The sequence below is a fragment of the Sphingopyxis sp. A083 genome, from assembly GCF_001468495.1.
Classification (GTDB): domain Bacteria; phylum Pseudomonadota; class Alphaproteobacteria; order Sphingomonadales; family Sphingomonadaceae; genus Sphingopyxis; species Sphingopyxis terrae.
Genome location: NZ_LNSK01000002.1, coordinates 582847 through 604487, shown reverse-complemented (window position 1 = coordinate 604487; position 21641 = coordinate 582847). Strand labels below are relative to the sequence as shown.

20 protein-coding genes are annotated in these 21641 nt (G+C 65.5%); 10 read left to right on the top strand and 10 right to left on the bottom strand.

Annotation, left to right across the window (positions count from 1 at the left end; all coding sequences use genetic code 11):
* Window positions 1-33: 33 nt before the first annotated feature.
* Both proS and ATE59_RS07020 read left to right on the top strand, forming a co-directional pair.
* On the top strand, window positions 34-1560 hold the full coding sequence (proS, locus tag ATE59_RS07025) for a proline--tRNA ligase (protein ID WP_058811725.1): 1527 nt from the start codon (window positions 34-36) through the stop codon (window positions 1558-1560).
* Window positions 1561-3870, top strand: a complete 2310-nt coding sequence (locus tag ATE59_RS07020) for a ribonuclease R family protein (protein WP_058811723.1) — start codon at window positions 1561-1563, stop codon at window positions 3868-3870.
* A 116-nt stretch (window positions 3871-3986) separates the two neighbouring features.
* Here ATE59_RS07020 and ATE59_RS07015 read toward each other — a convergent pair whose 3' ends face one another.
* Window positions 3987-4772: a helix-turn-helix domain-containing protein gene (locus ATE59_RS07015; RefSeq protein WP_058811722.1), complete on the bottom strand. Its 786-nt coding sequence runs from the start codon at window positions 4770-4772 to the stop codon at window positions 3987-3989.
* A 119-nt stretch (window positions 4773-4891) separates the two neighbouring features.
* Between ATE59_RS07015 and ATE59_RS07010 the strand changes: the two genes are divergently transcribed.
* Window positions 4892-5284: a hypothetical protein gene (locus ATE59_RS07010; protein ID WP_058811720.1), complete on the top strand. Its 393-nt coding sequence runs from the start codon at window positions 4892-4894 to the stop codon at window positions 5282-5284.
* Here ATE59_RS07010 and ATE59_RS07005 read toward each other — a convergent pair.
* Complete coding sequence (locus ATE59_RS07005; protein ID WP_003051267.1) at window positions 5281-5736, bottom strand: universal stress protein; 456 nt, start codon at window positions 5734-5736, stop codon at window positions 5281-5283. The two genes, ATE59_RS07010 and ATE59_RS07005, sit on opposite strands and share 4 nt — an antisense overlap.
* A 160-nt stretch (window positions 5737-5896) precedes the next feature.
* Here ATE59_RS07005 and ATE59_RS07000 point away from each other — a divergent pair, with 160 nt between their 5' ends.
* From ATE59_RS07000 to ATE59_RS06970, 7 genes are all read left to right on the top strand, one after another.
* The gene (locus ATE59_RS07000) at window positions 5897-7189 is read left to right on the top strand and encodes a pyruvate dehydrogenase complex dihydrolipoamide acetyltransferase (protein ID WP_058811718.1); all 1293 of its coding nucleotides are present in this window, start codon (window positions 5897-5899) and stop codon (window positions 7187-7189) included.
* Between the two features lies 1 nt (window position 7190).
* Window positions 7191-8603 carry a dihydrolipoyl dehydrogenase gene (lpdA, locus tag ATE59_RS06995; RefSeq protein WP_058811716.1) on the top strand — a complete coding sequence of 471 codons (1413 nt, stop codon included), beginning with the start codon at window positions 7191-7193 and terminating at the stop codon, window positions 8601-8603.
* Window positions 8604-8684: 81 nt separating this feature from the next.
* Window positions 8685-9203, top strand: a complete 519-nt coding sequence (locus ATE59_RS06990; protein WP_156416727.1) for a hypothetical protein — start codon at window positions 8685-8687, stop codon at window positions 9201-9203.
* Entirely contained in the window at window positions 9164-9841 is a 678-nt protein-coding gene (locus tag ATE59_RS06985; protein ID WP_058811712.1) for a phosphatase PAP2 family protein, read from the top strand. Before ATE59_RS06990 ends, ATE59_RS06985 begins: the two co-directional genes overlap by 40 nt.
* A gap of 35 nt (window positions 9842-9876) precedes the next feature.
* Window positions 9877-10800, top strand: a complete 924-nt coding sequence (locus tag ATE59_RS06980; RefSeq protein WP_197409140.1) for an aminotransferase class IV — start codon at window positions 9877-9879, stop codon at window positions 10798-10800.
* Window positions 10797-11531, top strand: a complete 735-nt coding sequence (locus ATE59_RS06975; protein ID WP_082657332.1) for a sulfotransferase family protein — start codon at window positions 10797-10799, stop codon at window positions 11529-11531. Before ATE59_RS06980 ends, ATE59_RS06975 begins: the two co-directional genes overlap by 4 nt.
* 73 nt (window positions 11532-11604) lie before the next feature.
* Window positions 11605-12924: a Xaa-Pro dipeptidase gene (locus ATE59_RS06970; protein WP_082657331.1), complete on the top strand. Its 1320-nt coding sequence runs from the start codon at window positions 11605-11607 to the stop codon at window positions 12922-12924.
* A gap of 20 nt (window positions 12925-12944) precedes the next feature.
* Here ATE59_RS06970 and ATE59_RS06965 read toward each other — a convergent pair whose 3' ends face one another.
* The 8 genes from ATE59_RS06965 to ATE59_RS06930 form a co-directional block, all read right to left on the bottom strand.
* Complete coding sequence (locus ATE59_RS06965; protein WP_058811709.1) at window positions 12945-13724, bottom strand: tyrosine-protein phosphatase; 780 nt, start codon at window positions 13722-13724, stop codon at window positions 12945-12947.
* Between the two features lie 2 nt (window positions 13725-13726).
* Window positions 13727-14530, bottom strand: coding sequence for a crotonase/enoyl-CoA hydratase family protein (locus ATE59_RS06960; protein ID WP_003051289.1), 804 nt, complete (start codon window positions 14528-14530; stop codon window positions 13727-13729).
* Between the two features lie 104 nt (window positions 14531-14634).
* A complete protein-coding gene (locus ATE59_RS06955) occupies window positions 14635-15765 on the bottom strand; it encodes a CaiB/BaiF CoA transferase family protein (RefSeq protein WP_058811708.1) in 1131 nt (376 codons plus the stop codon).
* Between the two features lie 136 nt (window positions 15766-15901).
* Window positions 15902-17152: an acetyl-CoA C-acetyltransferase gene (locus ATE59_RS06950; protein WP_058811707.1), complete on the bottom strand. Its 1251-nt coding sequence runs from the start codon at window positions 17150-17152 to the stop codon at window positions 15902-15904.
* Window positions 17153-17207: 55 nt separating this feature from the next.
* On the bottom strand, window positions 17208-17990 hold the full coding sequence (locus ATE59_RS06945) for an SDR family NAD(P)-dependent oxidoreductase (RefSeq protein ID WP_058811706.1): 783 nt from the start codon (window positions 17988-17990) through the stop codon (window positions 17208-17210).
* 11 nt (window positions 17991-18001) lie between these two features.
* Window positions 18002-19207 carry an acyl-CoA dehydrogenase family protein gene (locus tag ATE59_RS06940; protein ID WP_003051302.1) on the bottom strand — a complete coding sequence of 402 codons (1206 nt, stop codon included), beginning with the start codon at window positions 19205-19207 and terminating at the stop codon, window positions 18002-18004.
* On the bottom strand, window positions 19204-20298 hold the full coding sequence (locus tag ATE59_RS06935; RefSeq protein ID WP_058811705.1) for an acyl-CoA dehydrogenase family protein: 1095 nt from the start codon (window positions 20296-20298) through the stop codon (window positions 19204-19206). Before ATE59_RS06935 ends, ATE59_RS06940 begins: the two co-directional genes overlap by 4 nt.
* 118 nt (window positions 20299-20416) lie before the next feature.
* The gene (locus tag ATE59_RS06930; RefSeq protein ID WP_058811704.1) at window positions 20417-21601 is read right to left on the bottom strand and encodes an acyl-CoA dehydrogenase family protein; all 1185 of its coding nucleotides are present in this window, start codon (window positions 21599-21601) and stop codon (window positions 20417-20419) included.
* Window positions 21602-21641 lie beyond the last annotated feature (40 nt).

The window sequence follows — 21641 nt, the reverse complement described above, 5'->3', positions numbered from 1 at the left end:
CCTCTCCCGCCCCCAGCACAGAAAACAGGACAGATGATCAAGCATGCGCTCAGCGTAACCCGTCAGGCCGACTTCGCGGCCTGGTATCAGGATGTCATTGCCGAAGCCGATCTTGCCGAGGAATCGGGCGTACGCGGCTGCATGGTCATCAAGCCGTGGGGCTATGGCATCTGGGAACGGATTCAGACGGTAATGGACGCCGCGATCAAGGATGCGGGGGTGCAGAACTGCTATTTCCCGCTTTTCATTCCCTTGAGCTTCTTTGAGAAGGAAGCCGACCATGTCGATGGTTTCGCGAAGGAAATGGCGGTCGTCACGCATCACCGACTGATCGGTGACGGCAAGGGCAAGCTGGTCCCCGACCCCGAGGCGAAGCTCGAGGAGCCGCTGATCGTTCGCCCGACCTCGGAAACCGTGATCGGCGCCGCGATGAGCCGCTGGGTGCAGAGCTGGCGCGATCTGCCGCTCAAAGTCAATCAGTGGGCGAACGTCGTGCGCTGGGAAATGCGCACGCGCATGTTCCTGCGCACCAGCGAATTTCTGTGGCAGGAAGGCCATACGGCGCACGCCGACGAAGGCGATGCGATGACCGAGACGCTGCGCGCGCTCGAAATGTACCGCAGTTTTGCCGAGGACGTCCTCGCCATGCCGGTGGTCGCCGGTGAAAAGCCCGAAAACGAGCGTTTTCCGGGCGCCGTCGCGACCTATTCTATCGAGGCGATGATGCAGGACGGCAAGGCGCTGCAGGCCGGCACCTCGCACTATCTCGGCACCGGCTTCGCCGAGGCGGCAAATATCCGCTATCAGGACAAGGATGGCGGCCACAGCCTTTGCCACACGACGAGCTGGGGCGTGTCGACGCGCATGATCGGTGGCGTCATCATGACGCATGGCGACGACGATGGCCTCCGCTGTCCGCCGCGCATCGCGCCGCACCAGATCGTCATCGTGCCGATGCTGCGCGACAATGAAGAGGATGCCGCGATCCTTGATTATTGCCGCGACCTCGAGATGAAGCTGAAGGCGCTCGACGCGTTCCGCGAACCGGTGCGCGTGCTGCTCGACACCGGCGCGAACAAGGCGCAGACCAAGCGCTGGGGCTGGGTCAAGAAGGGCGCGCCGATCATCGTCGAGGTCGGCCCGCGCGACGTCGCGGGCGGCAATGTCGCGGTCATCCGCCGCGACCGATTGTATCAGGAGAGCGGCAAGCTCGACACCGCCTTCGTCGCGAAAGACGCCTTCGTCGCCGAAGCCGCGACCATTCTTCAGGCGATCCAGCAGGGGCTTTATGCCGACGCGAAGGCGCGCCTCGACGCCAACATCCGCCGGGACGTCACCGACCTTGCGGCGCATTTCGGCGGTGACGACAAATTCGTCGGCTGGGCCGAGGTGCAATGGTCGCGCCCGACGGGCGCCGCGCTCGAAGGGATCGTTGAGCAGTTGAAAGCGTTGAAGCTGACGATGCGTAACACTCCCCTCGACGCCGCGCCCGCCGACGGCGCCTGCTTCTTCACCGGCGAGCCCGCGGTCGAACGCGTGCTCATCGGGCGGACCTATTAATTGGCAAAGGCGCCGAAGCGGCCGCAGCCGGCGGGTCTCCCCTCGCGCGAGCAGATCCTGCGCTTCATTCAGGACAGCCCCGGTGCGGTCGGCAAGCGCGAGATTGCCAAGCATTTCGCGCTGCGCGGTGCCGACAAGATCGCGCTGAAGGCGCTGCTCAAGGACATGACCGACGAAGGCGTCGTCGACATGGCCCCGGGGCGGGCGTTCCACAAGCATGGCGGCCTTCCCAAAGTCACCGTGCTGCGCGTTGCCGCGGTCGAGGGCGATACGGTCTGGGCGGTACCCGACCGCTGGGAAGGGAGCGGCCCGGCGCCGCGCCTTCGCGTGATGGAAAAGGGCCGCAAGAGTGCGCTCGGCGTCGGCGACCGTATCCTTGCCCGCACCGAGGAGCGCGGCACCGGCCATGTCGCGCATCCCATGAAAAAGCTCCAGTCGGGCGGTGAAAGCGTGATCGGCGTGCTCGTTGCCGATACCGGCCCCGGCGGCAAGCCGATGACCTGGCTGCGCCCCGCCGACAAGCGCGCGCGGTTCGACTTCGCCGTGGCGGACATGGGAGATGCGGCAATCGGCGACCTGGTCCGGGCGGAACTGTCGGGACGCGGCCCGGCGACCAAGGCGCGCGTGATCGACCGCATCGGCGACCCTTTCGCCCCGCGCTCGCTCAGCATGATCGCGATTGCGAAGCACGATATCCCGCATGTGTTCAGCGACGAGACGCTCGCCGAGGCCGAGCGCGCAGCGACGCTGCCGCTGACGCCCGAGGGGCGCGAGGATCTGCGCGATCTGCCGATCGTCGCGATCGACCCCGCCGATGCGCGCGACCATGACGACGCGGTGTGGGCGATCCCTGACGAGGATCCCGGCAACAAGGGTGGGTGGAAGGCGATCGTCGCGATCGCCGACGTCAGCTATTATGTCCGCCCCGACGGTGCGCTCGACCGCGAGGCGCGGCGCCGCGGCAACAGCGTCTATTTCCCTGACCGCGTCGTTCCGATGCTGCCCGAAACACTGTCGGCGGGCGTCTGCTCGCTGAAAGCAGGGCAGGACCGCGCGGCGATGGCGTGCCACCTGACCGTCGACAAGCATGGCAAGCTGACGTCATGGCGTTTCACCCGCGCGCTGGTGCGGCTGCGCGCCAACATTGCCTATGAACGCGCGCAGGCAGCCTATGATGCGGACGCGCCCGACGAAGGCTGGGACGCCGACGTGCTGCCGGCGCTCCGCCACCTCTGGGGCTGCTGGACCTTGCTCGCCAAGGCGCGCGCGGCGCGCTCGCCGCTCGACCTCGATCTGCCCGAACGGCAGGTGATTCTCGACGTGCAGGGCAATATCGCCGAAATACGCGTGCGCGAACGGCTCGACGCGCACCGGTTGATCGAGGATTATATGATCGCGGCCAATGTCGCGGCGGCGAAGGCGCTCGAGGCGAAGAAATCGCCGGTGATGTATCGCATCCACGAACCGCCGAGCCGCGAAAAGCTGGTCAGCCTGAAGGAATATCTCGAAAGCTTCGAACAAAGCTTCGCGCTGGGACAGGTGATCACGCCGGCGGTGTTCAACCGCCTGATCGACGGCTTTTCGGGCGACGACCGATTGCCGGAAATCATGGAGGCGATCCTGCGCAGTCAGACACAGGCCTATTATGGCCCCGCCAATGCGGGCCATTTCGGCCTCGCGCTTGGCAGCTACGCGCATTTCACCTCACCGATCCGCCGCTATGCCGATCTGCTCGTCCACCGGGCGCTGGTCGACAGCTATCGTCTCGAAGTGCCCGGCAAGCCCAAGGGCCTGCCCGAGCGCAGCGGGCTCGGCGAGGCCGACCAAAAGGGTTTTTCGCGCATCGGCGAGGCGATCAGCGGGCTCGAACGCCGCGCGATGGAGGCCGAGCGCGAGACGGTCGACCGCTATGTCGCTGCTTATCTCGCCGGCAAGGTTGGTGAAATCGTGCCGGCGCGGATAACGGGGGTGCAGCCGTTCGGCTTCTTCGCGACCGTCGATGGCCTCGGCGGCGACGGGCTGGTGCCGGTCTCGATGCTCGGCAGCGAGCGGTTTTTCTACGACGAAGCCGCGCGGACGCTCGACAGCGAGCATGGCCGGGTCAGCTATAGCGTCGGCCAGCGGCTCGACCTCAGACTGCTGGAAGCGAACCCCGTCAGCGGCGCGCTGCGCTTCGAATTGCCCGACGCGCCCGAAGGCGGCTTCCGCAATCGACCGCCGCGCCGCGACGGTGTGAAGAAGGCGGGCAAGCATGCGGTCGGTAAACGCGGACGGCCCGGCAATATCCGCCATCAAGGCAAGCGCCGATAATCGTCCCGCGTCATTGCGAGGAGCGCAGCGACGAAGCAATCTCCAGCGTGCCACCTTCCGCAACGCGGAAAGCCGGAGATTGCCTCCTTGCCTTCGGCTCCTTGCACTGACGAAGCCTATGGCTCCGTCGCCAGTCGCTGCAGCAACGCCGCGCTCTCGGCATCGGCAGGAAAAAAGGCCTCGATCGCCAGTTCGGACAGGGTGATATCGACGGGCGTTCCGAAGATCGTCACGGTCGAGACGAAGCCGATCCGCCCGGCGGCGGTGTCGACGATCAGCGGGACCGCGATGCTGCTTGCGGGCGGAGCGGGCTGATCGCCCGACCGCGCGGGATAGCCTGCAAGTTCGTTGCGCAGCGCTGCGAGCCCCGCATCGGCGCTCGCCTCGATCTGTTGATCCAGCCGGTGGAGGATATGCGCGCGCCATTCGGCATGGTTGACGATCTGCGGCGCCAGCCCCTCGGGGTGGAGCGCGATGCGCAGCACGTTGACCGGCGGTTCGAGCAGGGCGGGGGGGACGGCGGCGGTCAGGATCGCGATGGCGTCGTTCGCGGCGACCATGTTCCAGTGCCGATCGACCGCGAGCGCGGGATAGGGCGCGTGCCCTTTCAGCACATGGTCGACAATGGCCTTCATCCCGGTCATTTCGGGGCTGTCGAGCGGGCGCTCGCGATAATCGGGGGCGTATCCGGCGGCGAGCAGCATCGCGTTGCGCGCGCGGTGCGGCACCTCCAGACAATCGGCGATGCGCTGGATCATCGCGGCGCTCGGCTTCGAGCGTCCGGTTTCGATGAAACTCAGGTGGCGGGTCGAAATCTCGCTGTCGAGGGCGAGGTCCATCTGACTCATCCGGCGCCGCGCGCGCCATTCGCGAAGCTGCTCGCCGAGCGGCACTATCTGCATCGCCTGTCTCCTTTTGCCTCTGGTTAGCGATGGCGGTGCGCGATTTCCATTACCTGGCGCGTAATCGACGCGATGACCTCGCGGCGCCATTCAGGAGGGGTTCGAAAGGAGAATCCGTCATGTCCTATTTCAATCTCAAGAACAGCCTCGTCATCGATGCGATTACCTGCAGCATCCTGTTCCTGGCGTGCGTGTTCGCGACCGCGCCGGTCGCGGCGCTGCTCGGTCTGCCGACCGGTCTTGTCGCGGCCGCGGGCTGGATCGGGTTGCCGTCGGCGGCGCTGATGCTGTTCGTTGCCGGGCAGAAGAACCCGAGCCGCGCGCTCTCCAATCTGATCGCCATCGGCAATCTCGGCTGGGTCGCGGCGAGTTTTGCGGTGCTGGCGATGTTCGCGGGCCAGATGAGCTGGACCGGCATCGCAATCCTGATCGTGCAGGCGGTTGTTGTTCTCGAACTCGCGCTGTTCGAAGCGAAGGGCGCGGCGGCGCTCCCGCGCGCTGCGGCGGCCTAACTAAGCGCGTCGAGCCGGGCGAGGTCGATCGCGCCCGGAACCAGCATCACCGGGCATGGCAGCGTTCCCGCGTCGTGCCCGGTGAAATGCGCCACCAGCGGGCCCGGCGCTCCGCTCGCGGCTGTGGCAAGGACGAGCGCCGCGATCTCGTCGTTCGCGCCGATCACGTCGCGCACGATCTCGGCCGGCTTGCCCGATTTGACCATGATCTGCGGCGTCACATTCGCTTCCTGCGCGATCGCATCGGCGGCGGCGGCGACCAGTTCTTCGGCATGTTCGCGCGCTTCGGCCTCGATCGTCGCCTGGACCCCTCCGAAAGCGACAAAATCCTGCGGCGGCACGATCGCCAGCACCATCACGCCGCCGCCCGTGCGCGCCGCGCGCCGCGCCGCAAAGCGCAGCGCCAGCGTCGCCTCCGGACTGTCGTCGATAACCACCAGATAGGTGCGCATGCCCCGGCCCCCGCTATGCCTTTTGCGAGCGGACAGTGCGTCACATTCGTATGAAAGGCAAGTTCCGCCCGATAGACCTTGACCCGCGATGCGCTTATGACGAGGACGAATCCGTAGCGGCAGGCCTGCGCCTGCGAGACTGACAGGGACAAAAGCGACGATGCCGATTGAACTGAAGATGCCCGCCCTTTCGCCGACGATGGAGGAAGGGACCCTCGCCAAATGGCTGGTGAAGGAGGGGGACAGCGTCCAGTCAGGTGACCTTTTGGCCGAAATCGAAACCGACAAGGCGACGATGGAATTCGAAGCGGTCGATGAAGGCACGATCGCGCAAATCCTGATCCCCGAAGGCACCGACAATGTGAAGGTCGGCACCGTGATCGCCGTTATCGCCAGCGAGGACGAGGATGCGGGCAGCGCCAAGGTTGCGCCTACGCCTGCACCTGCACCGGCGCCTGCCGCCAAGGCCGACCCCGCGCCTGCTCCCGCGGCTGCACCCGCGGCTACACCCGCTCCGGCGCCGACCGCCGCCCCGGCCCCTGCCGCGCAGGGCGAGCGGATCAAGGCGAGCCCGCTCGCCAAGCGCATCGCCGCCGACAAGGGCATCGATCTCGCTGCGCTGACCGGCAGCGGACCCGGCGGCCGCATCGTTAAGGCCGACCTCGAAGGCGCTGCTGCGTCGACCGCCGCCCCGGCAAGCGCGGCCGCGCCCAGCCCTGCGCCCGCCGCTGCGCCCGCCCCCGCGCAGCCGTTCGAAACCGACATCCCGCACAGCACCGAAAAGCTCAGCAATATGCGCAAGACGATCGCGCGCCGCCTGACCCAGTCGAAGCAGGAGGTGCCGCACATCTATCTGACGGTCGATGTCCAGCTCGACAAATTGCTCAAGCTGCGCGGCGAACTCAACGCGGCACTCGAGCCGCAGGGCGTCAAGCTCAGCGTCAACGACCTGCTGATCAAGGCGCTGGCAAAGGCGCTGGTCCAGGTGCCGAAATGCAATGTCAGCTTCGCCGGCGATCAGCTCATCAGCTACGAACGCGCCGACATCTCGGTCGCGGTCAGCGTGCCGGCTGGCCTGATCACCCCGATCATCGTCGGCGCCGACGACAAGTCGGTCAGCAAGATTTCGACCGAGATGAAGGAACTTGCGGGCCGCGCCAAGGAAGGCAAGCTCCAGCCGCACGAATATCAGGGCGGCACCGCCAGCCTGTCGAACATGGGCATGTTCGGCATCAAGCAGTTCGAGGCGGTCATCAACCCGCCGCAGGGCATGATCATGGCGATCGGCGCGGGCGAGAAGCGGCCTTATGTCGTCGATGACGCGCTCGCCATCGCGACTGTGATGTCGGCCACGGGCAGCTTCGACCACCGCGCCATCGATGGGGCGGATGGGGCGCAACTGATGCAGGCGTTCAAGCAGATCGTCGAAAACCCGCTCGGACTGGTGGCGTAACATGGCTGAAAATTACGACCTCATCGTCCTCGGTTCGGGCCCCGGCGGTTATGTCGCGGCGATCCGCGCGGCGCAGCTTGGGTTGAAGACCGCGATCGTCGAGCGCGAGAATCTGGGCGGCATCTGCCTCAACTGGGGCTGTATTCCCACGAAGGCGCTGCTGCGATCGGCCGAGATCTTTCACTATATGAGCCATGCCAAGGATTACGGCCTCGCCGCCGCGAGCATCAGTGCCGATCTCGACGCGGTGGTGAAGCGGTCGCGCGGGGTCGCGAAACAGCTCAATCAGGGCGTCACGCACCTGATGAAGAAGAACAAGATCGCGGTTCATATGGGCGACGGCAAGCTCGCCGGTGCGGGGAAGGTCGAAGTGAAGGGCGAGAAGGGCAGCGAGACGCTGACCGCCAAGCATATCATCGTCGCGACCGGCGCCCGCGCGCGCGACCTGCCTTTCGCGCCCGCCGACGGCAAGCGCGTCTGGACCTATCGCCACGCGATGACGCCGGCCGAAATGCCGAAGAAGCTGCTCGTCATCGGATCGGGCGCGATCGGGATCGAGTTCGCAAGCTTCTACAACGACATGGGCGCCGAGGTGACGGTGGTTGAAATGCTCGACCGCATCGTCCCTGTCGAGGATGCCGACGTGTCGAGCTTCCTCGAAAAATCGCTGAAGAAGCAGGGCATGACGATCCTGACCGGCGCCGGTGTCGAGGAGTTGAAAGCGACCGCGAGCGGCGTTTCGGCGAAGATCAAGACGAAGGACGGCAAGGTTCAGGCGGGCGACTACAGCCACGCCATCGTCGCCATCGGCATCGTTCCCAACACCGAAAATATCGGCCTCGAAGCGCTCGGCGTCAAAACGGCGAAGGGGCATATCGACACCGATCCCTATTGCCGCACCAATGTGAAGGGCCTGTGGGCGATCGGCGATGTCACCGCGCCGCCGTGGCTCGCGCACAAGGCCAGCCACGAAGGCGTGATCGCGGCCGAGGCGATTGCGAAGGAACTGGGCAACAAGGACGCGCACCCGCATCCGATGGATGCGAAGAACATCCCCGGCTGCACTTATTGCCACCCCCAGATCGCCAGCGTCGGGCTGACCGAGGCGAAGGCCAGGGAAGCGGGCTATGACGTCAAGGTCGGCAATTTCCCCTTCATCGGCAACGGCAAGGCGATCGCGCTCGGCGAGGTCGAAGGGTTCGTGAAGACCGTGTTCGATGCCAAGACCGGCGAACTGCTCGGCGCGCATATGGTCGGCGCCGAAGTGACCGAGATGATCCAGGGCTATACCGTCGGCAAGACCGCCGAACTGGTCGAACAGGATTTCATGCACACCGTCTATCCGCACCCTACGATCAGCGAGACGATGCACGAAGCGGTGCTGGGCGCCTATGGACGGGCGCTGCATATCTGATCGCGCTTGAACCCGTCGATCCTTCACTATTCGCGCGGCGGCAATAGCGGGAAGGCCTTGCTCTTCCTTGCCTTTGCGGTCGTGGCTTTCGTTGTGGCCGGGTTGATGTACGACGACGCCCACGCCCCGCCGCCGCCAGTGCCTCTCGCCGGCGGCTTGTGGCCCGCGCCGGCGCCACGGCGCGATCCGCTGGCACCGTTGCATATGATCGTGCTGATCGGGGCCGGATGCGGCTGCCTCTTCTATGCGGCGCGACATGGGAGGCGGGCGGCCACCGCGCGCGTTGCGGTCAGGATCGAGAACGGGCGCCTCTATTCCGATCTGCTGCACGATGCGGGTATCGGGTCGCTCGATGCGCGCGACATCACGCAGCTTCTCGTCGACCGCGCCGATCGCTTTCCGGGCGATCTTTCCGTATCGGTTGGAATGGGGGCGCGTTTCCGGCACGGACTCTATCTCGCCTATCGCACCGATCAGGGGCCGGGCGTGTTGCGGCTGATGGACAATGATGTCGACGGCGGCACCGAACAATTGCGCCGCTTCGCCACCTATCTCGAGGCATGGCGAAAGCCCGCCGACGATCGGGCGAGGCAAGCCTGATCGTGGCGCAGCCACCGGCGCGTTTGCGGAACAGGGCGGTCATCGTCGTGATGCTTGCTGTCGCGGTGCTGGCGCTCGGCCTGTTGACTCGCGCCGATCATGTCACGGCCCTTGACGCCGCGATCGCGCGGCATCTTACCTGGCCCGATGGCGCCGGTCCCCCGCCGCTGATTGCCTTCATGCAGGCGATAAGCTGGATCGGCGGCGGTACGCCGCGCTGGGTGCTGGTCGGCCTGATCGCGGCGGCGGTGCGCTATCGGGGCGGGCGGCGTCCGGCGCTGGCGATCGTGGCTGCGGTGTTGTTCGCCAACATCGCATCGAGCCTGCTCAAGGCCGCCTTCGATCGCCCGCGCCCCGACCTGATCGCCCATCTCGATCATGTCAGCAGCGCCTCCTACCCCAGCGGCCACGCCACCAGCGCGGCGGCGCTCTACCTGACGCTGGCACTGCTTGCGCCGGTGCGATGGCGGCGGCCAGCATGGACCTTCGCGATGCTGATGATCGGCCTCACCGGCCTCTCGCGCATCATGCTCGGCGTGCATTGGCCGAGCGATGTCGTCGGCGGCACCCTGCTCGGCGCGGCTTTCGCGCTGGCGGCGGCGTGGTGGGCGCGTTCGGAGCGCGCCGGGCCGGCATGACCGCTCGACAGCGCCGTCCAAGCGGCTAGGTTGGAATGATGGCACAAGGCACGCACGACTTCGTCCCCGATCCGCGCAACGACGCGATCCTCATCAACGTCAACGGCGCGCTCGTTCCGCGCGCCGAAGCCAGCGTGTCGGTGTTCGACAGTGGCTTCATGCTCGGCGACGGAGTGTGGGAGGGGATCCGCGTCCACGGCGGCCGCATGGCCTTTCTCGACCAGCATCTCGATCGGCTGTGGGAGGGCGCAAAGGCGATCGCGATGGACATCGGCATTTCGCGCGAAGCGCTCGAACGGCGGCTCTACGACACGATCGATGCCAACCGGATGGACGCGTGCCACATCCGCCTGATGGTGACGCGGGGGATACGCTCGACCCCCTATCAGGATCCGCGCGTTATCGTCTCGCCCGCGACGATCGTCATCATTGCCGAATATAAGGATCCGCTGCCCGCGACGGTCGAAAAGGGGCTGTCGCTCTTTACCGTCCATGTCCGCCGCGGCGATCCCGCGGTGCAGGACCCGAAGCTCAATTCGCATTCCAAGCTCAACTGCATCACGGCCTGCATCCAGGCGGCGCAGGCGGGCGCCGACGAGGGGCTGATGCTCGATCCGCACGGCTTCGTCGCGACCTGCAATTCGACCCATTTCTTCATCGTCCGCAAGGGCGAGGTGTGGACGTCGACCGGCGATTATTGCCTGGGCGGGATCACGCGCGGCAACGTCATCCGCATCTGCCGCGACAACGGAATAGCGGTCCATGAACGGAATTTTTCGCTGACCGATGTCTATGGCGCCGACGAGGCATTCGTGACCGGCACCTTCGCCGGCGTCGTGCCGGCGCACACGATCGACGGGCGCAAGCTGACCGAGGGGCGCGGGCCGATGGTCGAGCGCCTGCAGGGCCTCTATCGCGCGCTGATCGAGGCCGATGTCGCGGCGCGGGGACGACCGTGACCGATTGCATCCGCATCGCCATGTGGTCGGGGCCACGAAACCTGTCGACCGCGATGATGCGCAGCTTTGACAGCCGCGCCGACAGCTTCGTCACCGACGAACCCTTTTACGGCGCCTATCTGCGGCAAACCGGCGACCCGCAGCCGATGATGGAGCAGGTCATGGCGTCGATGGACTGCGACTGGTACAGCGTGGCGCGCACCCTGACGGGGCCGAATCCCGCCGCCACGCCGATCTGGTATCAGAAGCATATGGCGCACCATATGGTCGGCCCGATCGCGCATCACGATCTGCCCGGGCTTCGCCACGCCTTCCTGATCCGCGACCCGGCGCGCGTCGTCGCGAGCTATGCGGCCAAGCGCGTGATGGTCCGCCCCGACCATCTCGGCACCGCGCGTCAGGTCGAGTTTTTCGACCGCGAGGCCGACCGGCTCGGCCATGCGCCGCCGGTGATCGACAGCGCCGACATATTGCGCGATCCGGCGGCGATGCTGCAGAAATTGTGCGCAGCGCTCGGCATCGAATGGGACCCCGCCATGTTGCAATGGCAACCCGGAATCCATGTCACCGACGGCATATGGGCGTCGCACTGGTATGACGCGGTTGCGGCCAGCACCGGCTTCGGTGCGCCCGACAAGCCGGCGGCGCCGCTGTCGCCCGAGGCCCAGGCCGTCGCGGACGCATGCCGCGCCGACTATGCCTATCTTGCGCAGCATAAAATCGCCGCCTGACGCAATTTTCGCTGTCCTACACGGGCGCCTTTTGCCATCAAGTCTGCGGGCAGCAACAGAGGGTGGACGCGTGATGCAATCCAGTGTGAAGTTCGGCAGTTTTCTGCGGGGAATCGCGATCGGCGCGGCGGCGCTTTTCGCCGTTGGGACAGCATCGGCGCAGGACGCGGCGGCGACGCAGAAGACGGTGATTACCGCGGCGCGCTATCTCGACGTGCTGACCGGCAAGACCGTCGAGCATCCCGCGATCTTCGTCGGGCCCGACGGGCGCATTACCGGCATCGCCGATGCGCGCACCGTGCGCTGGGGCTCCGACGTCCGGCAGATCGACCTTGGCGATCGCACGCTTTTGCCGGGCCTCATCGACATGCACGTCCATCTGACCTCGCTCGCCGAAGTCGGCGGCTATCAAGGGCTGCGCTACACCGACAGCTTCTGGACCGTCGTCGGCGTCGCCAACGCGAAGAAAGTGCTCGATGCGGGCTTCACTACCGTACGGAATGTCGGCTCCGCCGATTTCGAGGATGTCGGGCTGAAGCAGGCGATCGAGGGCGGTTTCATTCAGGGGCCGCGCATCATTCCGGCGGGTTGGGCGATCGGCGCGACCGGCGGCCATTGCGACAGCGGCGGGCTGCCGCCCTCGATGGACCGCAAGGAGGCGTCGGTGATCGACAGCCCCGAAGAGGCGCGAGCGAAGGTACGCTGGCTGCACAAATATGGCGCGCGCGTCATCAAGATCTGCGCGACCGGCGGCGTCTTTTCGCTCGGCGACAGCGTCGGCGCGCAGCAACTGACCTTCGACGAGATGAAGGCGATTGCCGACGAGGCGCATATGCTGGGGCTGAAGGTCGCGGCGCACGCGCATGGCGACGACGGGATCAAGACGGCGATCCTTGCCGGCATCGATACGATCGAACATGCCAGCCTTGCGAGCGATGCGGCGATCAAGCTCGCCATCGAGCACAAGACCTGGTTCGACATGGATATCTATAACGACGATTATATCCTCGCGACCGGGACCGCCAACGGCACCGAACAGGAAAGCCTCGACAAGGAAAAGGCGATCGGCCTTGCCCAGCGCCAGACCTTCCAGCGCGCTGTGAAGGCAGGGGTGCGGATGCTGTTCGGCACCGATGCCGGCGTCTATCCGCACGGCGATAACGGCAAGCAGTTCGCAAAGATGGTTGAGTGGGGGATGACCCCGCTCCAGGCGATCCGCGCCGCGACGGTCAGCGGCGCCGAAGCGCTCGACATGACGAACGACCTCGGCGCGATCGCGGTCGGTCGCTACGCCGACATCATCGCGGTCGATGGCGACCCGCTCACCGATGTAGCCCGGCTCGAGCATGTGGCCGCGGTCGTGAAGGGCGGGGTGCTGGTGAAGGGCGAATAATCCGCCCTTGAGGAAAGGGGCTAGACGACCAGCTTGTCGATCAGGGCCTCGCGCATCGCGGGGGTGAAATTCAGCACCGCCTCGGCATAGCTTGGAATATCCCCATGATCGCGGCGCACCGTCGCCAGCGCGGCGTCGAGATAGGCGGGATTGACCGACATCAGCGCGCGCACCGCCTCGTCCTTGATCTCCGCCCCATAGCGGGCGCGGATGTGCGCGGCGCCTTGCGCGATGCGTTCCTCGATCTTGCCCGCCGTGTTGGTGAGCAGATAGTCGTGCATCAGATCATCCTCGTGCACGCCGACGAGCCGGTGGACGATCGCGACCGCAAAGCCGGTGCGATCTTTGCCCGCGACGCAGTGCACCAGGCTCGGCGCATCATATTCGGCGAGCGCCGCCAGATAGAGGCGCAGCGTCGCGACGAGCGCCGAGCGATAGGGCATGCCGGCATAGGTATCGATCATTCGTGCCCGTGCCGTCTCGACGTCGATCGCGCCGCCCGCTGCCTGAAGGTGCGGCGCCAGCCCTGCGGTGACGCCGCCTGCGAACAGGACGCGCGCCGAAAAATTGTCGGAGCGGCGACAGGGATGCATTTCGCGCTCATCGTCGCCGCGCAGGTCGATCACGGTTTCGAGGCCCAGCGCATCGACCGCGCCCAGATCCGCGTCGGTCGCTTGTTCGTGGTGCGCCGAACGCCAGAGCAGTCCCTGCCGCAGCCGTCCGCCGTCCTCGACCGCATAGCCGCCATAGTCGCGGAAATTGTGGATGCCCGAAAGCGGCAGGACGCGGTCGGCGATCATGGCTATTCTCCGGTAAAGACGGGTGGGCGCTTTTCGACGAAGGCGTTGATCGCCTCGCGGTTGTCGGCGGTTTCGTGAACGATCGCCTGATAGGCGGCGCTGAGTTCGAGGATGTCGCTCATCCGGCTGTGCTGCGCCTCGCGGAGCAGCCGCTTGGTGAGCCGCAGCGCGCGCGGCGGGTTGCACACGATGCGCTCGGCGATCGCCACCGCACGGTCGAGCAGTTCGGCATCGGGGACGACTTCGGTGACAAGCCCATAGTCCTTCGCCGTCTGCGCATCGAAGCGGTCGCCGGTCAGGAAGAGTTCGGCCGCGCGCGGATAGCCGAGGACGCGCTGAAGCAGCCAGGCGCCGCCGTCGCCGGGGACGATGCCGACCTTGATGAAGCTGCAGGCGAATTTGGCGCTCTCCGCCGCGATACGGATGTCGCAGGTGCAGGCAAGGTCGCAGCCGAGGCCGACGGCATGGCCGTTGACCGCGGCGATCATCGGGATTTCGCAGTCCATCAGCGCGCGGATCACCGCCTGCACGCCGCGGCGATAATTGGCGCGGGTCGAATCAGGCTGATCGAGCACGCCGATCCCCTTGCGATCCTGCATCGACTTGAGATTGCCGCCCGCGCTGAACGCCTTGCCGCTGCCCGTAAGGATGATCGCGCTGACGCTGCGATCCTCGCCCAGCGCGCGGAGCGTGTCGACGATATCGTCGCAGTCGGCATGGGTGCCGATGGCGTTCATGCTCTCGGGCTTGATCATCGTCAGGATGGCGATCTTTCCCCGCCGCTCGACACTCAGAAATTCGCCCATCATCACGTCTCCTGTACCGCGCACAGGCTATGCCCCGCGGTCTGTTCTGGCAAGTTGCAGATGGCGTTGCCGGGCGCGGATCGGCGCCCGGTCGCCGTATCGGTTCAGCGGACCGCGCCTCCGCTGCGCAGCGCGGCGATTCGCTGGGCGTCGTAGCCGAGCGCGGCAAGCACCGCGTCGCCATCGGCGCCCACCGCCGGCGCGGGACGCGGCGTGTCGGCCTTCGTCGCCGAATAGCGCGGAGCGGGGGCGGGCTGGGTGGCGCCGCCGACCGAGAGGAAGGTTTCGCGCTCGACATTGTGCGGATGCTGCGGCGCCTCTGCGAGCGAGAGGACGGGAGCAAAGCACACGTCGGTCATTTCCATCAGCGCGCACCATTCGTCGCGCGTCTTGGTCGCGAACAGCGCTGTCAGCTTGTCCTTGAGCGGTTCCCACTGTGACGGGTCCATCTGCGCATCGAAGGCGGGATCGGCGTCGAGCCCGGTCTTTTCGCGCAGCAAGGCATAGAATTGCGGCTCGATCGAGCCGATCGAGATGAACTTGCCGTCGGCGCACGCATAGGTGTCGTAGAAATGGGCGCCGGTATCGAGCATGTTCACCCCCGGCTCGTCGCGCAGCCGACCCATGGCATAAAAGCCCCAGCTCATCCCCGCGAGCAATGCCGACCCGTCGGTCATGGCGCAGTCGATGACCTGACCCTCGCCGGTCTTCGCGGCGTGCAGCAGCGCGCTTGCCATGCCGAAGGCCAGCATCATGCCGCCGCCGCCGAAATCGCCTACATAATTGACTGGCGGCACCGGCTTTTCTCCCGCGCGGCCAACGGTGTGGAGGACGCCGGACAGTGCGATATAGTTGATGTCGTGCCCCGCGGCCTGCGAATAGGGGCCATATTGGCCCCAGCCGGTCATGCGTCCGTAAACGAGCCTGGGATTGTCGGCGAGCAGGACTTCGGGGCCGAGCCCCAGCCGCTCCATGACGCCCGGACGATAGCCTTCGATGATGCCGTCGGCGCTCTTGCAAAGGTCACGGGCGATCGCGACCGCGTCGGGATTTTTCATGTCGAGCGCGATCGAGGTGCGGTTGCGTGACAGTGGATCGCGCGGGTCCATGAAGCCGCCGGGACGATCGATGCGGATCACCTCCGCACCATGGTCGGCGAGCATCATCCCGCAATAGGGGCCGGGACCGATCCCCGCAAATTCGATGATCCTGATGCCCTTGAGGGGTCCGGCCATGTCGTGTCTCCCATGCCTGCATCGTCATTGCGAGGACCCCGGACTTGATCCGGGGGACGCTGCAATCCAGGTGGGCGTAAACCGCCCTGGATTGCTTCCCCCGGCTTTCGCCGGGGTCGCAATGACGATGATTGTCTTAGATGCGTTCGATGATGATGGCCGGTGCCATGCCGCCCGCGGCGCACATGGTGACGAGGCCATAGCGGCCACCCGAGCGTTCGAGTTCGTCGAGCGCGGTGCCGATCAGGATCGAACCGGTCGCGCCGATCGGATGACCGAGCGCCATCGCGCCGCCATTGATGTTCACCTTTTCGCGATCGAGGTCGAGGTCGCGGATGAACTTTTCGGCGACCACCGAAAAGGCTTCGTTGATTTCCCAGACGTCGATGTCGTCCTTGGTCAGTCCCGCTTTTTCGAGCACCTTCTTGGCCGCCGGAACCGGGGCGTTGAGCATCAGCGTCGGATCGTCGCCGATATTGGCATAGGCGACGACGCGCGCGCGGGGCTTCAGGCCATGCTTGTCGGCATAATCCTTGGATGTCAGCAAAATCGCGGCGGCGCCGTCGACAACGCCCGACGAATTGCCTGCATGATGGAAATGCTGGATTTCAAGGTCGGGATAGCGGCGGTTGATCTGCTTCCGGAAGGTGAAGCCGCCGCCCATGTCGAAATCGGCGAGCGCGGCAAAGCTGGGCTTGAGTGACGCAAGGCCCTCCGCGGTGGTTTCGGGGCGCGGGAACTCTTCATGGTCCAGCGCAACGCTGCCGTCCGGGTTCAGGACGGGCACGACCGACTTGTTGAAGCGGCCTTCCTTGATCGCTCTGTCGGCGCGCTGTTGGCTGACGAGCGCGAGCGCGTCGAGCGCTTCGCGGCTGATGCCCTCGATCGTCGCGATCGCGTCGCCGCAGATGCCCTGGTGCGACTGCGGGTGGATTTCGTCGAGCGCTTCATGGCCCGATCCCATCAGGCGCGGCGGCAGCCCTGCGTTTGCCTGCTCGGCGGCAAAGGCAGTGGTGTAGCTCATCATCTCGGTACCGCCGGCGATGACGCAATCTTCCATGCCGCTCATCACGCTCGCCGCGGCGAAATTGACCGAGCTGATGCCGCCGCCACAGAAGCGGTCGAGCGTAGTTCCGCTGGCCTTGGTGTCGTACCCAGCCGACAGCGCCGCCATGCGGCCAAGGTCGCCGCCCTGCTTGCCGTTCTGCGACGAGGTCGACCAGACGATATCATCGACCGTTGCCGTGTCGAGATGATTACGGTCGCGGATCGCCGCGAGGACGGTCGCGGCGAGATGCTGTGGGTGAAGATGCGACAGTGCGCCCTTGCCGGGCTTGCCGATCCCGCGCGGCGTGCGGACGGCGTCGATGATATAGGCTTCGGCCATGACGATGTTCCTTCCTTGAAAGTCTTGACGAGGGGCTATGCGGCCACCGCGAGGTTTACCGGGGCGCCATGCGGATCGCGCCGTCGAGGCGGACGGCCTGGCCGTTGAAATAGGTGTTGCGGATCATTTCCATCGCCAAGCTGGCATATTCCTCGGCCTTGCCGAGCCGCTTGGGGAAGGGGACCGACGCTTCGAGGCTTTCCTTGACCTTGGGGTTCATATTGCCGAGCAACGGCGTACCGAACACGCCGGGCATGATCGAATTGACCCGGATGCCGAGGTCCATCAGATCGCGCGCCATCGGCAGGACGAGGCCGTTTACCCCGGCCTTGGCCGACCCGTAGATGACCTGACCGATCTGCGCGTCCTGCGCCGCGACCGAGGCGGTGAAGATGATTGCGCCACGTTCGCCGTCTTCCAGTTCGGGCAATGTCGCCATGCCTTCGGCCGCGATTGATCCGATGCGGTAGCTTGCAGTCAATATGCCCGCGACACCATATTCATAATCCGCGGTCGGGGTCCGGAGAAATTTGCCCGTTTCCTTGTCATAGGCGAGCGTCTTGCCGCGGCGCGACGTCATCGCGCAGTGGACCGCGATGCGTTCCTGACCATGAGCGGCGCGCGCCTTGGCAAAGCCGTCGAGAACCGACTGTTCGTCGGTGATATCGACATGGACGAACAGGCCGCCGATCGATTGTGCCACTTCTTCGCCCAGCGCGTCGTTGATATCGAAGATCGCGACCTTCACACCCGCGGCGGCAAGGGCTTCGGCAGTTGCGCGGCCAAGACCGGACGCGCCGCCCGTGACAACGGCCGCGGTCGAGGAATCGAGTTTCATGGGGAGGCTCCTCAGGCTGGAATCTGGTTGAAGGGGACGCCCTTGTCGGGGCGATGGTCTTGCGGCAGGCCGAGGATGCGCTCGGCGATCGTGTTGAGCAGCGTTTCGTCCGATCCGCCGGCGATGCGGCCGGTCGGCGCATTGATCCAGCTCGACGCCCAATCGTCCTTGGGCGAGGCATGCTCGTCGAAGTGGAAGCCGCCGACGCCCTGCAGGTCGATCGCGAGTTCGGACAGCTTCTGGCGCGAGCGAACCGCAACCAGCTTGTTGAGCGAGCCTTCGGGCCCCGGCGTCATACCCGCCTGCATCATCAATCGTGCGCGGACATTGATCGAATCGAGTCCCGAACGCATCGCATAGTTGCGGGCGATCTGCTGCCGGATGCGGCCATCCTCGATCGCCGGTCGGCCATTGATCATCAGGTCTTTCGCCAGATCGACGAACAGGTCGAGGTGCGGGCCGAATCCGGCGCTGTCGGTCGCGACATAGCGTTCGATCATCAGGGTCGCGAGCGCGACCGAGAAGCCGCCGCCGACCGGCGACATGCGGTGGTCGTCGCTGATCTTCACATCATCGAAGAAGACTTCGTTGACGTGGCTGTCGCCGCCGGCGAGCTTGATCGGGCGCACGGTGACGCCGGGCGCCTTCATGTCGACCCAGAAATAGGTAAGGCCCTTGTGCTTGGCGACGGTCGGGTCGGTGCGCACGACGATGACGCCATAGTCGCTATATTGCGCCCAGCTCGTCCAGACTTTCTGGCCGTTAATCTTCCACCCGTTGCCATCGGTTTCGGCGCGCGTGCGCAGGCCGGCAAGATCGGTGCCGCCCGATGGTTCGGAGAAGAGCTGGCACCAGATTTCTTCGCCCTGCAGCGCCTTGAGCACGCGCTCCTTCACGAAATCGCGGTCAGAGCCGAACTGCATCAGCACCGGCACCGGCATGCCGAGCGAGATGCCGAAATAGACGTTCGGGAAGCCGTGCTTCATCTCCTCGGCTTCGAAGGTGATCTTCTCGATATGGCCAAGGCCCTGTCCGCCGAGGTCGGTAGGCCAGTTGATGCCCGCGAAGCCCGCATCGAATTTCGCCTTTTGATAGCGGCGTCCGAGCGCGAGATCCTCTTCGACGCTCAGGCCCTTGCGAGCCGCCTTGCCGAACGTGGGCGCGACGGATTCGCACCAGGCTGCGGCCTTCGCGCGATAGGCTTCGAGATCGCTCATGCTGCTTCTCCTGCCAGGCGGTCGACCAATATATCTTCCCAGAACAGGCTGCTTCCCTGTTCAAGCGCCAGCGTGCGGGCGCGGCGCATATGAAGGTGCAGGCCGATTTCCCAGGTCACGCCGATGCCGCCGTGGATCTGCACGCAATCGCGCGCCGCGGTGTCATAGGCTTCGGTCGCCGAAAGCCGCGCCGCGGCGGCCGCCGTCACGAAGTCGCTCTGCCCCTCGCGCGAGGCCGCGTGGATGCAATTGGCGCGCGCGAGTTCGACGAGGCCGTAGAGTTCGGCGATGCGGTGCTTGATCGACTGGAAGGCGCCGATCGGTTGCCCGAACGCCTTGCGCGTGACGGCATAGTCGCGCGCGATTTCCATCAGCGCCTCGGCTCCGCCCGTCTGTTCGTGCGCGGTGATGACGGCCTGCAATGCCAGAATGTGCAGCGCCGCCGCGCGCGCGGCGCTTCCGCTGACGAGCGTCTCGGCGGGCGTATCGGCAAAATGCAGGTCGGCGAGGCAGCGGCTGTTGTCGAAGCTGTCGATCGCCGTCTTTTCGACCTTGGCAAGATCGACCAACGCGAGGACCGGCATACCCGGGCCATTGGCGAAGACAATGGCGACGTCGGCATGTAATGCGCCCGAAACGCCGTCCTTCACCCCATCGAGGCGATCATTGGTCAGCGTGACTTTGGGATGGGCGGGCAGGGCGTCAGGCCCCGATGCAATCGCGACCGCCCCGATGACGTCACCGCTTGCCAGTCCAGGTAGCCAGCGCTGTTTCTGATCATCGCTGCCGTATAGCTCGATCGCTTTTGCCGCACCGAAATTCGAGGTCAGAAAGGGTGCGCCGCTGAGCGTGCGGCCCGCCTGGTGCGCGATCAGGCCGAGTTCGACTAGGCCGAGCGCAAGGCCGCCATGAGCTTCCGGCAAGGCCAGCGCGGTCCAGCCTTGTTCTTTCGCGGTGGCCCAGAAGGCTTCGTGATAGCGCCCGCTTGTCTGGAGCAGCGGGAGCAGATCGTCCTTGTGCACGCGCGCTTCCAATATGCGGCGCGATTCGGTGGCGATCGCCTGTTGCCCTTCGTCGTACAAAATCGACATCGGTCCGAGTCCTCTACCCTTTATGTTTTCACCCATCATCCGGACGTTAACGTAAACGTCAAGTCGTTTTGACGCTACGGCTGGAGGATCGGGCGGCAAAGCGCAACTGACAGGGGCATCAGGTGCGTCCGGCCTTCCAGTCGCGGCGGATCTTCTTGGCAAGGCTCCATTTGTGGACCTCGGTCGGACCGTCGTAGATGCGGAAGGCGCGCACCTCGCGGAACACCTGTTCGACGATCGTGCGATCGGTGACGCCGGTCCCGCCCATCACCTGAACGCAGCGGTCGGCGATCCGCATCAGCGCTTCGGAGACCGCAACCTTTGCCATCGAGCTTTCGACCGTGCCGAGCGATCCGGTGTCGAGAACGCCGGCGCACCAGTCGATCATCAGTTCGGCCTGCTTCAGATCGATCATATTCTCGGCGAGCATGAAGCCGACGCCTTCATGCTCGATCAGCGGCTTGCCAAAGGCTTCACGCCGGTTGGCATAGTCGGTCGCGATTTCGTGCGCGCGAATGCAGCAGCCGAGCCAACGCATGCAGTGTGACAGCCGGGCAGGGGACAGCCGCACCTGCGCGTAGCGAAAGCCTTCGCCGGCCTCACCCAGCATCTGGTCGGCGGGGATACGCAGATTGTCGATGGTCAGCGTCGCGTGCCCGCCAGGCATCGAACTGTCGATCGTGTTCGGAATCTCGTCGATGCGGATCGCCGGATCGGGCAGGTCGACGAGGAACATGCATGCGCCTTCTTCGGCCTTTGCCATGACGATGCCGACGCGCGCGCCTTCCGCGCCGGTGATGAAGGTCTTGCGGCCGTTCACGACCCAATGATTGCCGTCGGGACGGCAGGTCGTTTTCATCATCGACGGATCGGACCCCGCGCCGCCTTCTTCGGCGGGTTCGGTCATGAAAAAGGCCGATCGGACATGCCCCTCGATCATCGGCTTCAGGAACCGTTCCTTGAGCTCCGGGCTGCCCTCCTTGCCGAGCAGGTACATATTGCCTTCGTCGGGCGCCATCGTGTTGCACGCGAGCGGACCGAGCGGCGACAGCCCTGACTTGATGAGGACGACCGCCGTCTCGCGCTGATTGAGGTGGCTACCATCGGACAGGATATGCGGCGTCAGCACGCCTGCGGCCCGCGCATGTTCGCGCATTTCCATCACCAGCTCGTCGGTCGGCGCGCCATGATGGTCGCGGCGCGGGTCTTTTTCATAGGGGGCGACCGTTTCGCGGACGAAAGCCTCGACCTTCGTTGCAATCGCGAGCGCCCGATCCGATATGCCTTGGTGCGTCGCCGCCATTCCGATTCCCTTCGCTATCTAACTACCTACTCTCAACCCG

Coding starts and splice junctions, on each gene's coding strand:
- ATE59_RS07010 (WP_058811720.1), top strand. CDS start 4,892: ATGTCCTATTTCAATCTCAAGAACAGCCTCGTCATCGATGCGATTACC.
- ATE59_RS06945 (WP_058811706.1), bottom strand. CDS start 17,990: ATGAAACTCGATTCCTCGACCGCGGCCGTTGTCACGGGCGGCGCGTCC.
- ATE59_RS06980 (WP_197409140.1), top strand. CDS start 9,877: ATGATGGCACAAGGCACGCACGACTTCGTCCCCGATCCGCGCAACGAC.
- proS (WP_058811725.1), top strand. CDS start 34: ATGATCAAGCATGCGCTCAGCGTAACCCGTCAGGCCGACTTCGCGGCC.
- ATE59_RS07015 (WP_058811722.1), bottom strand. CDS start 4,772: ATGCAGATAGTGCCGCTCGGCGAGCAGCTTCGCGAATGGCGCGCGCGG.
- ATE59_RS06965 (WP_058811709.1), bottom strand. CDS start 13,724: ATGATCGCCGACCGCGTCCTGCCGCTTTCGGGCATCCACAATTTCCGC.
- ATE59_RS06950 (WP_058811707.1), bottom strand. CDS start 17,152: ATGGCCGAAGCCTATATCATCGACGCCGTCCGCACGCCGCGCGGGATC.
- ATE59_RS06960 (WP_003051289.1), bottom strand. CDS start 14,530: ATGGGCGAATTTCTGAGTGTCGAGCGGCGGGGAAAGATCGCCATCCTG.
- ATE59_RS06970 (WP_082657331.1), top strand. CDS start 11,605: ATGCAATCCAGTGTGAAGTTCGGCAGTTTTCTGCGGGGAATCGCGATC.
- ATE59_RS06955 (WP_058811708.1), bottom strand. CDS start 15,765: ATGGCCGGACCCCTCAAGGGCATCAGGATCATCGAATTTGCGGGGATC.
- lpdA (WP_058811716.1), top strand. CDS start 7,191: ATGGCTGAAAATTACGACCTCATCGTCCTCGGTTCGGGCCCCGGCGGT.
- ATE59_RS06985 (WP_058811712.1), top strand. CDS start 9,164: ATGGCGAAAGCCCGCCGACGATCGGGCGAGGCAAGCCTGATCGTGGCG.
- ATE59_RS06935 (WP_058811705.1), bottom strand. CDS start 20,298: ATGTCGATTTTGTACGACGAAGGGCAACAGGCGATCGCCACCGAATCG.
- ATE59_RS06930 (WP_058811704.1), bottom strand. CDS start 21,601: ATGGCGGCGACGCACCAAGGCATATCGGATCGGGCGCTCGCGATTGCA.
- ATE59_RS06940 (WP_003051302.1), bottom strand. CDS start 19,207: ATGAGCGATCTCGAAGCCTATCGCGCGAAGGCCGCAGCCTGGTGCGAA.
- ATE59_RS07005 (WP_003051267.1), bottom strand. CDS start 5,736: ATGCGCACCTATCTGGTGGTTATCGACGACAGTCCGGAGGCGACGCTG.
- ATE59_RS07000 (WP_058811718.1), top strand. CDS start 5,897: ATGCCGATTGAACTGAAGATGCCCGCCCTTTCGCCGACGATGGAGGAA.